Origin of the sequence: Variovorax sp. JS1663, from assembly GCF_002157355.1 — a bacterium.
GTDB lineage: Bacteria > Pseudomonadota > Gammaproteobacteria > Burkholderiales > Burkholderiaceae_C > Variovorax.
Window position 1 is genome coordinate 26,179 of sequence record NZ_LYMK01000039.1, and the last position, 13,634, is coordinate 39,812.

General features: G+C 70.9%; 13 protein-coding genes. 3 read left to right on the forward strand and 10 right to left on the reverse strand.

Annotated elements, in window-relative coordinates; genetic code table 11:
* Positions 1-10 precede the first annotated feature (10 nt).
* The 3 genes from A8M77_RS26160 to A8M77_RS26170 all read right to left on the reverse strand — a co-directional run bounded on the left by A8M77_RS26160 (position 11) and on the right by A8M77_RS26170 (position 1,010).
* A complete protein-coding gene (locus tag A8M77_RS26160; protein WP_086924448.1) occupies positions 11-550 on the reverse strand; it encodes a GAF domain-containing protein in 540 nt (179 codons plus the stop codon).
* An 89-nt stretch (positions 551-639) separates the two neighbouring features.
* Entirely contained in the window at positions 640-825 is a 186-nt protein-coding gene (locus tag A8M77_RS26165; RefSeq protein WP_086924449.1) for a hypothetical protein, read from the reverse strand.
* Entirely contained in the window at positions 819-1,010 is a 192-nt protein-coding gene (locus tag A8M77_RS26170) for a hypothetical protein (RefSeq protein ID WP_086924450.1), read from the reverse strand. The genes A8M77_RS26165 and A8M77_RS26170 overlap by 7 nt, the downstream gene beginning before the upstream one ends.
* A gap of 139 nt (positions 1,011-1,149) precedes the next feature.
* Between A8M77_RS26170 and A8M77_RS26175 the strand changes: the two genes are divergently transcribed.
* Both A8M77_RS26175 and A8M77_RS26180 read left to right on the forward strand, forming a co-directional pair.
* Positions 1,150-1,533, forward strand: coding sequence for a VOC family protein (locus A8M77_RS26175; RefSeq protein WP_086924451.1), 384 nt, complete (start codon positions 1,150-1,152; stop codon positions 1,531-1,533).
* The gene (locus A8M77_RS26180) at positions 1,517-2,728 is read left to right on the forward strand and encodes an NAD(P)/FAD-dependent oxidoreductase (RefSeq protein WP_086924452.1); all 1,212 of its coding nucleotides are present in this window, start codon (positions 1,517-1,519) and stop codon (positions 2,726-2,728) included. Before A8M77_RS26175 ends, A8M77_RS26180 begins: the two co-directional genes overlap by 17 nt.
* A gap of 25 nt (positions 2,729-2,753) precedes the next feature.
* On the opposite strand, the gene A8M77_RS26185 is transcribed toward A8M77_RS26180, so the two are convergent.
* The 7 genes from A8M77_RS26185 to A8M77_RS26215 form a co-directional block, all read right to left on the reverse strand.
* Positions 2,754-3,278, reverse strand: coding sequence for an Rrf2 family transcriptional regulator (locus tag A8M77_RS26185; RefSeq protein WP_086924453.1), 525 nt, complete (start codon positions 3,276-3,278; stop codon positions 2,754-2,756).
* Positions 3,279-3,414: 136 nt separating this feature from the next.
* Positions 3,415-4,446 carry a Bug family tripartite tricarboxylate transporter substrate binding protein gene (locus A8M77_RS26190; protein WP_086924486.1) on the reverse strand — a complete coding sequence of 344 codons (1,032 nt, stop codon included), beginning with the start codon at positions 4,444-4,446 and terminating at the stop codon, positions 3,415-3,417.
* 8 nt (positions 4,447-4,454) lie between these two features.
* On the reverse strand, positions 4,455-5,885 hold the full coding sequence (locus tag A8M77_RS26195; protein WP_086924454.1) for a sensor histidine kinase: 1,431 nt from the start codon (positions 5,883-5,885) through the stop codon (positions 4,455-4,457).
* Positions 5,866-6,531, reverse strand: a complete 666-nt coding sequence (locus tag A8M77_RS26200) for a response regulator (protein WP_086924455.1) — start codon at positions 6,529-6,531, stop codon at positions 5,866-5,868. Before A8M77_RS26200 ends, A8M77_RS26195 begins: the two co-directional genes overlap by 20 nt.
* 28 nt (positions 6,532-6,559) lie before the next feature.
* Positions 6,560-7,579: a Bug family tripartite tricarboxylate transporter substrate binding protein gene (locus A8M77_RS26205; RefSeq protein WP_086924456.1), complete on the reverse strand. Its 1,020-nt coding sequence runs from the start codon at positions 7,577-7,579 to the stop codon at positions 6,560-6,562.
* A 76-nt stretch (positions 7,580-7,655) separates the two neighbouring features.
* Positions 7,656-9,281, reverse strand: coding sequence for an MFS transporter (locus A8M77_RS26210; protein ID WP_086924457.1), 1,626 nt, complete (start codon positions 9,279-9,281; stop codon positions 7,656-7,658).
* A gap of 8 nt (positions 9,282-9,289) precedes the next feature.
* A complete protein-coding gene (locus A8M77_RS26215) occupies positions 9,290-9,802 on the reverse strand; it encodes an Lrp/AsnC family transcriptional regulator (RefSeq protein WP_086924458.1) in 513 nt (170 codons plus the stop codon).
* 179 nt (positions 9,803-9,981) lie between these two features.
* Between A8M77_RS26215 and A8M77_RS26220 the strand changes: the two genes are divergently transcribed.
* Positions 9,982-13,587, forward strand: a complete 3,606-nt coding sequence (locus tag A8M77_RS26220) for an indolepyruvate ferredoxin oxidoreductase family protein (protein WP_086924459.1) — start codon at positions 9,982-9,984, stop codon at positions 13,585-13,587.
* Positions 13,588-13,634: the final 47 nt, after the last annotated feature.

Genomic DNA, 13,634 nt, shown 5'->3' on the forward strand with positions numbered 1-13,634 from the left:
GGCGATGGTTTCAAGGGCTCAGTTCGCCGGCCGCCTGCGCCAGCAGCCGGGCGGTCGCCTGGGCAGCGATCTCGAGCCTGCGTACGTGCCGCTCCGACAGCTCGACGCTGCGCTCGACCGCGAAGCCGCACAGGGTCCCGTAGATGCTGCCGTCCGGCAGGACCACCGGCACGCTGATGTGCGCGCCGATCGGCCGGGTCACCTCGGGCAGGGGCTGCCGGGTGCGCAGCACGCGCAGGTCGCGCACGAGGCTGGGCACGCGACCGTCGATGACCTGCTGGCAGATGCTGTCCTCCATCGTGTGGGACTCGCCCACGCGGATGATGCCCATGGCCGGCGCCGTCGCCACGTGCCTGAAGACGCGGCGGCCGTCGATGAATTCGGAGACGAAGAACACGTCCATGCCGAGCTGCTCCCGGATCAGCTCCAGCATCGAGGACAGCGCCTGCACCACCAGTGGGCCGTCGCAGTCCGGCACCGCGACGGCGGCCTCCTCGCGCACCGGCGGTTTGTCGAACTCGATGCTGTCTTCGTCGCTTCTGTTGCCCATCGTGCCCCCTTTGACGTGGGCTTGATCCTAATGCGAAGGCGTGGCCCGGGCTGCCGCGGCAGCCGGAAGGTGTCGGGTCCACGCAACTTTCAGGCCGGGCCGGGCTGTTCCGGTTTTGCTTTCAGGCGGGAAACGGCGTGCGCCGATTCAGCCTCGACACGGGCGCGCAGGCTCAGCGCATTCAGGATCGCGAACAGCAGGTTGGGCGAGCGGTATTCGAAGCTGCGCTCGAAATGCGTGCCGCCCGCCGTGGGCGTGAGCGTGTAGCTCAGCACACCGGCCTCGCGCTCTCCGATGCTGCCCGCGATGCGCCACAGGCGCTCGGGCTCGCGTGCACCGCCGCCGGCGGCCGCGCGATCTCCGCGCTGTTGACGAAGCGGGTGCGGTCCGCCTCCAGCGGCACGAACAGTGCGGCGACCATCACCGCCAGGGCCGCGACGATCATCAGGAAGCGTTTCATGGCGGTCTCCCGTCAGGCTGCGATCCACCCTCTACGCGATGGGGCCGGCGCCGGATTCGCCGCGCGCAGGCCCGGTGCAAGTCTTAACATGCGCGCTCTCCTGCGGCAACCCATCCCGCCGCGCTCATGGAGGAACGCCATGGCCATCCAGCTCAATCACACGATCGTTCCCGCGCGCGATCCGAAAGCCTCCGCCCTGTTCCTGGCGGAACTGCTGGGGCGCGAGGCGCCCACCACCTTCGGGCCCTTCCACTGCGTGCAGCTCGACAACGGCGTCACGCTCGACTACATCCGCAGCGACGAGCGGATCCCGATCGAGCACTATGCCTTCCTGGTGAGCGAGGCGGAGTTCGACCCGATCTTCGATCGCATCCGCGCGCGCGGCCTGCCCTACTGGGCCGACCCGCACCAGCACCAGCCCGGCCGCATCAACCACAACGACGGCGGCCGCGGGGTCTATTGGCCCGACCGCGACGGCCACCTGCTCGAGATCATCACCCGCCCCTATGGCAGCGGCGCCTGAGCCGGCAGACTGCGACGTGCTGGTGGTCGGTGCGGGGCCGGCCGGCAGTGCCTGCGCGCAACTGCTGGCGCGTGCCGGGGCGGACGTGCTGCTGGTCGACCGCCATGGCTTTCCGCGCGAGAAGGTCTGCGGCGACGGGCTGATCCCCGATGCCCATCGGGCGCTGGCCCGCCTTGGCGTGCTCGATGCGGTCCTGGCCCGCGCCTGCGCCGCCAGCCACGTGGCCTGCGTGGCGCCGCGCGGCAGCAGGATCGAGGTGCCGGCCAGCCTGGCGGTGCTGCCGCGGCGCGAGCTCGATGAGATCGTGCGCCAGGCCGCGCTGGCGGCCGGTGCGCGCTGGTTCGCGCCGGCGCGCTTCGAGGCGCCGCTGGTCGACGCCGACGGCCGCGTGGTGGGCGCCCGGCTGCGGCTGGCCGAGGGCACCGAGCGAGCGGTGCGCGCGCGCTGGACCGTGCTGGCCACCGGCGCGGCGGCGGGTCCGCTGCTGGCCGCGGACATGTGCAGCCGGCGCGTGCCCAGCGGCGTCGCGCTGCGCGGCTATGTGAGGAACGAGGCGATGGCCGGGCGCATCCGCCAGCTCGAGGTGGTGTGGCACCGCGCCCTGCGCGGCGGCTACGGCTGGATCTTTCCCTGCGGCAACGGGCTGTTCAACGTCGGTGCCGGCTTGCTGGACAGCCCCGCGGAAGGCGGCCCCGAACTCAACCTGCGCGCGCTGTTCGCCGCCTTCACCCAGGTGCATGCGCCCGCGCGCGAGCTGATGCAGGGCGGCAGCCTGCAAGGTGAGCTCAAGGGCGCGCCGCTGCGCTGCTCGCTCGACGGCGCGCGCTGGTCGCGTCCGGGCGTGCTGGTGACGGGCGAGGCGGCGGGCAGCACCTATTCCTTCACCGGCGAGGGCATCGGCAAGGCGATGGAAACCGGCATGCTCGCGGCCGAAGCCATGACCAGCGCCGAGGGCGATGCCGCAGTGGGCGCGCGCTACGACGCGGCGCTGACGGCATTGAAGCCGCGCTTCGCGGCCTATGCGCAGGCCAACCGCGTCAACCACCATCCCTGGATCGCCGACTTCGTGTTCTGGCGTGCGCAACGCAGCCCGGGCATCGTGCGCCGGCTCGGCGCCGTGCTGGAGGAGAGCTATAGCCCCGACCGCCTGGTAACGGCGGGCGGGCTGCTGCGGATGATGTTGCCGGTCCGCTGAAGGAAACTGGAGGGAGGGGGAAGACTCAGCGCTTGGCCAGCGTGCCCAGCGCGAACACAGAGTTCGGCGCATTGACCCGGGGACGCTTCGGCACCGGCGTGCTGGCCGGCACGCGCTTGACCGCCGGCTGCTCGCTCTCGACCTTCACGCCCTTGGCCAACTGCTCGAGCACCAGGCTCTGCAGTGAGACCGAATCCAGGAACTCCACCGTGCGGCGGTTCAGCGAAGCCCACAGCTCCTCGGTGCTGCAGCGGCCGTCGGCGCCGGCGTGAGGATCCTGCTTTTCGGCAGGTTCTTCCTCGATCGAGAACAGGATGTCCGCCACCGTGATGTCGGCCGCCTTGCGCCCCAGCGAGTAGCCGCCGCCCGGGCCGCGGGTGGATTCGACCAGCTTGTGGCGGCGCAGCTTGCCGAAGAGCTGTTCCAGGTAGGACAGCGAGATCCGCTGGCGCTGGCTGATGGCGGCCAGGGTCACCGGTCCCGAGCGCTCACGCAGCGCCAGGTCGATCATGGCAGTGACCGCGAAGCGGCCTTTGGTGGTGAGGCGCATGGGAGGGTCGTCTTTCCGTTTCGTATTGTGGAGGTGCAGGCTGCTGTCGTTGTGCGGGACGTTGAGTCCTTTTTTGTGCAGCGGATCATGCCGTGGGAGTCTGAGGGTGGAATTAGGTTCCCGGGCAGGGCCGATGCTACCGCGCCCAGCGGCGCAGGCCCAGTTCGTCCGCCAGGCGCCGGTAGGCCTCGATGCGCTGGCGCACGAAATCCTCCAGCGAGTCGCCGGTCAGGGTGAAGGGGTACAGGCCATGGCGCTCCCGCAGGGCGGCGTAGCCGGGGCTGGCGACCGCCTGGCGGAAGGCCTCGGTCCAGGCGCGCACGGCGGCCTCGGGCGCGTCCGCGCCGAGGTAGAGGCCGCGCACGGTGGGCCAGACCAGGTCGATGCCCTGTTCGCGTGCGGTAGGCACGCCGGCCAGGGCGCCGGGCAGACGGGTCTCGGCCAGCACCGCCAGGAAGCGCAGGGGGGCGCCGGCGGCCTGGGCCCGCAGGGCCTCGGCCGCATCGCCTGGGAACAGGTCCACGTGGCGGCCCTGCAGCGCGGCCAGGGCCTCGCCGCCGCCCTCGAAGGCGACGAAGCGCATCGCCTTGTGGTCGCGTCCGGCGGCGCGCACCAGCAGGGCGGCCTTCATCCAGTCCTGGCTGCCCACCGTGCCGCCGGCACCGAACGCCAGGCGGGCCGGGTCCTGGCGCAGGGCGGCGACCAGCTCGCCCAGGGTCTTGAAGGGGGCGTCGCGGTGCACCGCGATCACGCCGTAGTCGGTGCCCAGTGTGGCGATCCAGCGCACCGCCGAGGGCGGATGCGGGCCGAAGCGGCCCTGCGCCAGGTTGAGCAGCGAGCCGCTGGAGAAGGCGACCAGGGTCGCGGGGCCGCCCAACCGGCCGGTGGCGATGCGGTCGAAGGCCACGGCGCCGATGCCGCCCGGCAGATAGCGGCTGGCCAACGGCGGCCGCGCCGGCCGAACCGCCTGCAGGGCCTCGCGCGCCAGCGCGCAGCTGAGGTCGAAGCCGCCGCCGGGCTTGGCGGGGACCACGCATTCCGCGGGGCCGTACGAGGGATCGTCGTTGGCATCGGCGCGCAGCGGCATGCAAGCGGGCAATACCAGTGCGCCGAGCGCCCGCAGCATTCGGCGGCGTGCGGGGGCAGCGAGGGCGCCGGTCGTGTTCATGGGATGGGTCAGCCCATTGTGCGGGGCCACCAGAGGATGGCGTGGAGGCCGCTGCCCGCCTCGCGCGCCTCGAGCCGCAGCGCGCCGCGGTGGCGCTCGGCGATGGCACGGGCGATCGCCAGGCCCAGCCCGGACCCGCCGCCGGCCGCGCGTTGCCCGCGCCGGAAGCGCTGGCCCAGCGCGGCGCGCTCCTCGGCGGCCAGGCCGGGGCCATTGTCCTCCACGTTGAGGCTGAAACCCTGCGCATCGGCGGCGGCGAACAGGGTCACGGTGCCGCCTTCGGGCGTGTGGGCCACCGCGTTCGCCACCAGGTTGGCCAGCGCTTCGCGCATCAGGCCGCGGTCGGCCACCGCGGGGAACTCCGGCGCCGGCGTGTGGATGCCCAGGTCGATCCGGCGGGCGCGCGCCTGCGGCAGGAAGGCCAGCGCGACCTCACGCAGCAGCGCCGCCAGGTCCAGCTGCGCGATGTCCAGCGCCGCGGTGTCGCTGCGGCCCAGCGCGAGCAGCTGCTGCGTGCTGCGGGTGGCGCGGCCGATCTCCGTGCCCAGCGCTTCCAGCGCGGCCTGCACCTGGGTGGCATCCTGCTCGCGCCGGGCGTAGTCGGCCTGCATCTGCAGCGTGGTGAGATGGGTGCGCAGCTGGTGCGAGGCATCGTCCAGGAACCGGCGCTGCTGCGCCACCAGCGCCTGGGTGCGCGCCATCTGCTGGTTGACGGCCGCCACCAGGGGGCGGATGTCGGCCGGCAGGCCGTCCCCGGCGATCGGGGCCAGGTCCTCGGGGCTGCGCGTCTGCACCTCGCGCGCGAGGCGCGCCAGCGGGCGCAGCGCGGCGGCGAGCGCGACGGCGGTGCAGCACACCAGCAGGGCCAGCACCAACGCGTCCCGCAGCACCGCCCGCTTTACGAAGCGCCGGGTGAACTCCCGGCGCGAGCGCGTGCTTTCGCCCACCTGCACCAGCACGCTGCGCGCCTCGCTGCCGGCCGGGGCGCGCTCCAGCGCGCGCCGGTAGGCAGCGAAGCGCACCGGCTCGCCGAAATAGGGCGCGTCGTAGAAAACGGGCTGGCCCGTGGTGACCACGCCGGGCGGCGCAGGCAGGTCCGCGCTGCCCAGCTCCACCAGCCCGTCGGAGGTGGCAACGCGGAAGTAGACCTGGCCGCTGGCGGTGAGCTCGAAGAACTCGAACATGCGGTAGGGCAGCTCGACCGAGAGACCGCCCGAGGCGGTGGAGATGTTGGCGTCGATGGACTTGAGGGCGCCCAGCAGCGAGCGGTCGTAGGCCGAGTCGGCCGCCTCCAGCGCGTCGTGCCGTGTCATCCACAGCTCGAGCGCGGTGACCAGCACCAGCATCGGCAGCAGCAGCCAGGCCAGGCGCCGCCAGAGGCTGGCCTCGCGCAGCCAGCGCGAAAGACTCTCAGGCTCTTCAGGCCGCTTCCAGCGCATAGCCCAGGCCGCGCAGGGTCGTGATGCCGACGCCCCGGCCTTCGAGGCGCTTGCGCAGGCGATGGATGATCACCTCGACCGCCTCCAGCTGCACGTCCGCCTCGTCGGAGAACACGCGCTCCAGGATCTGCTGCTTGGAGAAGGGCTCACCACTGCGCTGCACCAGCACCTTCAGCACCGCCTGCTCGCGCGGCGACAAGGCCAGCGGCTCGCCGTGCAGCAGGAACTGCCGGCGCGCGGCATCGTAGGCCAGCGGGCCGCAGGCCAGGCGCGGATGCTCGGTGCCGCGGGCGCGCCGCACCAGCGCGTGCAGCCGGGCTTCCAGCTCGGCCAGCGCGAAAGGCTTGGCCAGGAAGTCGTCGGCGCCGGCGTTGAGCGAGCGCACCCGCTCGTCCACCGAATCGCTGGCCGTGAGGATCAGCGCCGGCAGCCGCTGGTCGCGGGCGCGCAGGCGCTGCAGCACCGCGTGGCCGTCCAGGCCGGGCAGGCCCAGGTCGAGCACCAGCGCGTCATGGTCGTGCTGCTGCAGGGCACGGTCGGCCAGCCGCCCGTCGTCCACCCAGTCGACCTGGATGCCGGCATGCTCCAGCGCCTTGCAGAGCCAGGTGCCCAGCGCGTGTTCGTCTTCGGCCAGCAGGATGCGCATGGCGCCACTATGCCCGCGGCGGCCGCTTTCAGTCGGGCTTGATGTTGGCCCGTGCGATCACCTTCTTCCAGCGGGCCTGTTCGCCGGCGATGAACTTGGCGAACTGCTCCGGCGTGTCGCCGATCGATTCGGCGGCGTCGCCCTTGAGCCGCTCCAGCGCGGCGGGTGCCTTCACCGCCTTCATGGTCTCGGCCGACAGCTTGGCCAGGTTCGCGGGCGCCAGGTTGGCCGGCGCCAGCAAGCCGTACCACTGCGTCATCTCGAAGCCGGGGAAGCCTTGCTCGGCCACTGTCGGCACATCGGGCAGCTGCGGCAGGCGCTGGGCCGAGCCGGTGGCGACGCAGCGCAGCTTGCCGGCCTTGATGAAGGGGAGCACCGCCGCCGCGCCGATGGCCGAGGCATCCAGCCGCCCGGCCATGAGGTCGGTCAGCATCGGGCCGGTGCCGCGGTAGGGCACGTGCAGCATGAAGATGTTGGAGGTCATCTTCAGGTACTCGAAGGCCAGGTGGCCGGCGCTGCCGTTGCCGGCCGAGCCGTAGCTCAGCTTGCCGGGCTTGCTTTGGGCGTAGGCGATCAGCTCGCGCAGGTTCTTCGCCGGCACGTCGGGATGCACCACGTACAGGCTGGGCACCTTGGCCAGCAGGCTGACCGGCTTGAAGTCCTTGTTGGCGTCGTAGGGCAGCTTGTCGAAGATGTACGGGTTGACCGCCAGCGTGCCGATGTGGCCGAGGATCAGCGTGTGCTGGTCGTCGGCGCGGGCCACCTCGGTCATCGCGATGTTGCCGGCAGCGCCGGGCTTGTTGTCGACGAACACGCTCTGGCCCAGCGTGCGCGAGAGTTCGGCGGCCACCGAGCGGGCCACGATCTCGGAGCTTCCGCCCGGCGCGAAGGGGACGACGAAGCGCACCGGCTTGCTCGGCCAGGCGGCTTGTGCCGGCGCGATGCGCGGCCAGGCGGCAGCGAGGCCGAGCGCGCCGCTCATGCCGAGCAGGCGGCGGCGGGCGGGGGAAAAGTCGGACGCGGGCCCGGCGGATTGCGGATCGTGCATGGTCGTCTCCATCGGTCTGTTTGGAATGCGTTGATGGTGCCGCGCCGGAGCTTTCAGGAAGCTGTCGACGCAGGCCTCAGCGCCGCACCACGTAGCGCGTGACCACCGGAAGCGTCTCGCCCTGATGGAAGGCCAGGCGGCGCTCGCGCAGCGCCATGTCGGCCGCGGTGGCGCGGTGGAAGCGGCGCAGGTGCTCGGTCCAGGACTCGTCCACGACCTCCTCCAGGTAGCGGCCCGGCTCGGCGATGTCGTGCAGCAGCTCCCAGCCGATCGCACCCTGCCCCAGGCGCGCGCGGCGGGTCTGCTGCATGACGACGTGGAAGGCGGCGGCGCGGGCCGGGTCGATCAGGTATTCGATGGTGACGACCACGCGGCCATCCTCGCCCGGCGCCTCGGTCGGCGGGCCCTTGGCCCAGCCCTTGCGTGCGGGGGTGGTGTCTTCGTCCTCGCCCACGTGGTCGGTCACGTAGCGGATGGCCAGCAGCATGCACAGGCTGCCGCTGGCCGCGCCGATGCCCAGGGTGAGGTGGAGCGAAGACAGCTCCGCCACCTGCCCCCAGAGCGCCGCCCCGAAGGCGCTGGCACCCATGATCGCCATCTGGTAGATGGACATGCCGCGGGCGCGCACCCAGTCGGGCAGCGCCAGCTGGGCCGAGACCGACAGCGAGTTCGCCACCGTGATCCAGGCCATGCCGCCGCAGAACATTGCCGGCACGGCGATCCAGGCGTTGGGCGCCACCGCCATCACGGCCGTGGCGGCGGACTGCAGCATCGCGCCGCGCATCACCAGCTGATCGCGCGCCAGCGCCTGGCGCAGCCGCGGGAGGAACATCACCGCGGTGATGGCGCCCGCACCCATGGCCGCCAGCAGCAGCGTGAAGGTGCCGGCCCCGCCGCCTTTCAGGTTGCGCGCCAGGAGCGGCAGCAGCGCCAGCAGCGCGGTCGAATGCAGGAAGAAGATGGAGATGCGGGTGAGCACGGCGCGCATGCGCTGCGACTGGCGCACGAACTGCACGCCCACGCGCATGGCGCTGATGAGGCGCTCGCGTCCCAGCGGGTTCGGCTTGTGCTCGCGCCGCCAGCGCATCACGATGAAGCCCGAGGCCACGCACAGCACCGCATTCAGCCCGAAGACCCAGACCGTGCCCGCGCTCGCGATCAGTGTGCCGGCGAGCAGCGGCCCGACGATGCGCGAGGCGTTCATCGCCAGCCCGTTGAGGCCCAGCGCCGCCGGCAGGTGGGTGCGGGGCACCAGTTCGGGCACGATGGCCGAGAACACCGGCCAGCGCAGCGCCAGGCCGATGCCGTTGGCGAAGGTCAGGGCCAGCAGCAGCGGCGCGCTCATCAGGTCCAGCACCACCGCGCCGCACAGCACGATGGCGGCGCCGGCCAGCCAGAACTGGGTGGCGACCAGCCAGCGCCGGCGATCGAGGATGTCTGCCAGGGCGCCGCTGGGCAGGCCCAGCAGGAACACCGGCAGGGTGGAGGCCGACTGCACCAGTGCCACCCACATCGGCGAGGTGGTCAGCGAGGTCATCATCCACGCCGCCGCCACGTCGTTCATCCACATGCAGATGTTGGCCACCAGCCAGGTGCTCCAGAGCATGCGGAACACCGGCAGCTTGAGCGGCTCGAAGGGGCCGATGCGCGGCGGCGGCACGCGTGTCTGGACGGGGCTTTCTTCTGGCGAGATCGGGGGCATGAGCGTCGCTATTGTCCGGTGCCCGGGCGGCCGGACTTGCCGGTCTTTTTCGCCAAGTGGCCCAAAGGCAGCGCCCGGCTGGCCTTGACCTCGCCCAGCGAGAAGCTGGTGTGCAGGTCCTTCACGTTCGGCAGGTGCATCAGGCTGTTGAGGGCAAAGCGGGAGAAGCCGTCCAGGTCCTCGGCCACCACCTGCAGCTCGAACATGCCGGTACCGCTGATGTAGTGGCAGGCCACCACCTCGGGCAGCTTGCGGATCGCCTCCTCGATCTTGCGCGTGACCTCGCCGGTGGCGCGGTCGGTGTCCAGGCGCACGAAAGCCAGCACGCCCAGGCCGATCTTGTGGCGGTCGATCTCGGCGTGGTAGCCGCGGATGTAGCCGGCCTTTTCCAGCGCCCGCACCCGGCGCCAGCAGGGCGCGGCCGAGAGGCCCACGCGTTGGGCCAGCTCGGCGTTCGTGAGGCGTGCGTCGGCCTGCAGTTCTTGCAGGATGGCGAGGTCGAACTTGTCAATGCTTTCCATGAAGGCCTATCTTAAGCAAGATCCTTTCGAAATAGGGCCTCGAATGGGCAAAGAACGCAAACACCTATCAAGGCGCCAGGCATACACTTTGCGAGCATGATGGCTGCGGGGTCCACACCCGGATGCCTCGCCCCACCCACCGCCACGCCCACAAGGCACAGCCACCGGAGACAACGACGATGAACGCACCGCTGCCAGAGCACATCCGCAAGGCACTCGAAACGGTCACGCTCGACGACAAATATTCACTGGACTACGGCCGCGCCTTCATGAGCGGCGTCCAGGCCCTGGTCAAGCTGCCCATGCTGCAGCGGCTGCGCGACCAGCAGGCCGGCAAGAACACGGCAGGTTTCATCAGCGGCTACCGCGGATCCCCCCTCGGCGGCTATGACCAGGCGCTGTGGAAGGCCAGCAAGTACCTCAAGGAACAGCACATCGTCTTCCAGCCGGGCGTGAACGAGGAGCTTGCCGCCACGGCACTCTGGGGCACGCAGCAACTGGGCTTCGCGCCGCCGGGCACCAACAAGTACGACGGCGTGTTCGGCATCTGGTACGGCAAGGGCCCGGGCGTGGACCGCTGCTCCGACGTCTTCAAGCACGCCAACATGGCCGGTACCACGCCCTGGGGCGGTGTGATCGCGGTGGCCGGCGACGACCACATCTCCAAGAGCTCGACCGCGGCGCACCAGAGCGATCACATCTTCAAGGCCTGCGGCACGCCGGTGTTCTTCCCGACCAACGTGCAGGAGATCCTGGACCTGGGCATCCATGCCTTCGCGATGAGCCGCTTCGCCGGCATCTGGTCGGGCATGAAGACGATCCAGGAGATCGTCGAATCCAGCGCCACCGCGATGATCGACCCCGAGCGCGTCGAGATCGTCATGCCCACCGACTTCCAGATGCCGCCCGGCGGCCTGCACATCCGCTGGCCCGACCATGCGCTGGAGCAAGAGGCGCGTCTCATGCACTACAAGTGGTATGCCGCGCTGGCCTACATCCGCGCCAACCGGCTCAACCACAACGTGATCGAAGGCCCGAACGACCGCTTCGGCATCATGGCCAGCGGCAAGGCCTACAACGACACCCGCCAGGCCCTGATCGACCTGGGCCTGGACGACGCGGCCTGCCGCCAGCTGGGCATCCGCCTGCACAAGGTGGCGGTGGTGTGGCCGCTGGAGGCGCAGCTCACCCGCGACTTCGCCACCGGCCTGCAGGAAATCCTGGTGGTGGAAGAGAAGCGCCAGGTCATCGAGTACCAGCTCAAGGAAGAGCTCTACAACTGGCGCGCCGACGTGCGGCCCAACGTGGTCGGCAAGTTCGACGAGGGCGAGGTGCACGAGGCCGAGGGCTACTCGGGCGGCGAATGGTCCATGCCCAACCCGACCGCCCACACCCTGCTGCGTGCGAACGCCGACCTGAACCCGGCGCTGATCGCCAAGGCCATCGCGATGCGGCTGAAGAAGACCGGCATCCTGGCCGCCGCCGGCAGCGACATGGCGGCGCGCATCGACGCCCAACTCGCCATCCTCGAGGCCAAGGAGCGCGCGATGGCCGCGCCGCAGATCGTGAGCCCGGTGGACGCGAGCCGCCAGCCCTGGTTCTGCTCGGGCTGCCCGCACAACACCAGCACCGTCGTGCCCGAGGGCTCGCGCGCGATGGGCGGCATCGGCTGCCACTTCATGGCGACCTGGATGGACCGCTCCACCATCGGCTTCACGCAGATGGGCGGCGAGGGCGTGCCATGGGTGGGCCAGCAGCCCTTCACCACCGACCCGCACATCTTCGCCAACCTCGGCGACGGCACCTACTTCCACAGCGGCCTGCTGGCGATCCGCCAGAGCATCGCGGCCGGGGTCAACATCACCTACAAGATCCTCTACAACGACGCGGTGGCGATGACGGGCGGCCAGCAGGTGGGCGAGCGTCCCGAGGGCCACTCCGTGCTGCAGATCGCCGAGAGCCTGCATGCCGAGGGTGCGGCCAAGGTGGTCATCGTGACCGACGAGCCGGAGAAGTACGAGGGCGTCAACGTGCCCGGGCAGGACGTGAAGGTGCGGCACCGCGACGAGCTGGACGAGATCCAGCGCGAGTTCCGGGAGATCAAGGGCACCACCGCCATCATCTACGACCAGACCTGCGCCACCGAGAAGCGCCGCCGCCGCAAGCGGGGCACGATGGTCGATCCGGCCAAGCGGGTGGTCATCAACGAGCTGGTCTGCGAGGGCTGCGGCGACTGCAGCGTGCAGAGCAACTGCCTGTCGGTGGAGCCGCTGGAGACCGAGTTCGGCCGCAAGCGCACCATCAACCAGAGCACCTGCAACAAGGACATGAGCTGCCTCAAGGGCTTCTGTCCGAGCTTCGTGACCGTGGAAGGCGGTCAGCTCAAGAAGAAGGCGAAGAACAAGGCCTCGACGCCGGCCGAGCTCGGCGCCCTGGCCGAGCCGGCGCTGCCTTCGCTGGCCGGCGGCCAGGTCTGGGGCATCGTGGTGGCCGGCGTCGGCGGCACGGGCGTGATCACCATCGGCCAGTTGCTGGGCATGGCGGCGCACATCGAGGGCAAGGGCATCGTCACGCAGGACGCCGCCGGCCTCGCGCAGAAGGGCGGCGCGACCTGGAGCCACGTGCTGATCGGCGACACCCAGGACGACATCCGGACCACCCGCGTGGGCACGGCCGCAGCCGACCTGGTGCTGGCCTGCGATCCGCTGGTGAGCGTCAACGCCGAGACGATGGCGCGCATGCGCGAGGGCCGCACCCACGTGGCGCTGAACAGCCACGGCGCGCCGACCGCGGGCTTCGTGCGCAATGCCAACTGGCAGAACCCGCAGGAGGCCTGCGCTGCCGAGATCGCGCGTGCCGTGGGTGCCGGGTCGCTCGGCGCCTTCGATGCGGATGCCGCCGCGAGCTCGCTGATGGGCGACACCATCTACGTCAACCCGATGATCCTGGGCTACGCCTGGCAGAAGGGCTGGATCCCGCTGGAGCACGCGTCGCTGATGCGCGCGATCGAACTCAACGCGGTGGCGATCGAGAACAACAAGGCCGCCTTCGAATGGGGCCGCCAGGCCGCCCAGCGGCCGCAGGAGCTCGGCAAGCGACTGAACCCCGGACAGGTCATCGAATTCAAGAAGCGCGAAACGGTCGAGAGTCTCGTCGCGCGCCGCGCCGAGTTCCTGACGGCCTACCAGAACGCGGCGTACGCCGAGCAGTACCGGGCCTTCGTCGCCAAGGTGCAGCAGGCCGAGGCGGCGCTGGGCAAGACCGCCCTGGCCGAGACGGTGGCCCGCTACCTGTTCAAGCTGATGGCCTACAAGGACGAGTACGAGGTCGCGCGCCTGCATGCGGACCGCAGCTTCCTCGAGCGTGTCGAGGGCATGTTCGAGGGCGACTACAAGCTCAACTATCACCTGGCGCCGCCGATGATTGCCCAGCGCAATGCCAGGGGCGAGCTGCAGAAGCAGAAGTTCGGCCCGGCGATGCTGACCGGCTTCCGTCTGCTGGCCAAGCTCAAGGGCCTGCGCGGCACGGCGCTCGACCCCTTCGGCCGAACCGAGGAGCGCCGCACCGAGCGCGCGCTGATCGGCGAGTACCGCGCCAGCGTCGAGGAAGTGCTGGCCGGCCTGAATGCCGGCAGCCACGCCCTGGCGCTGGAGATCGCGGCGCTGCCGGAGCAGATCCGCGGCTACGGCCACGTGAAGGAGCGCAACCTGCAGGCGGCGCGCGGCCGCTGGGCCGCGCTGATGGCCAAGTGGCGCGACCCCCAGGGCGCCCGCGTGGCCGCCTGAGCACATCTCCGGTCGACGCCGTCGCCTGGCCGGCGAAAGCCCTCCCG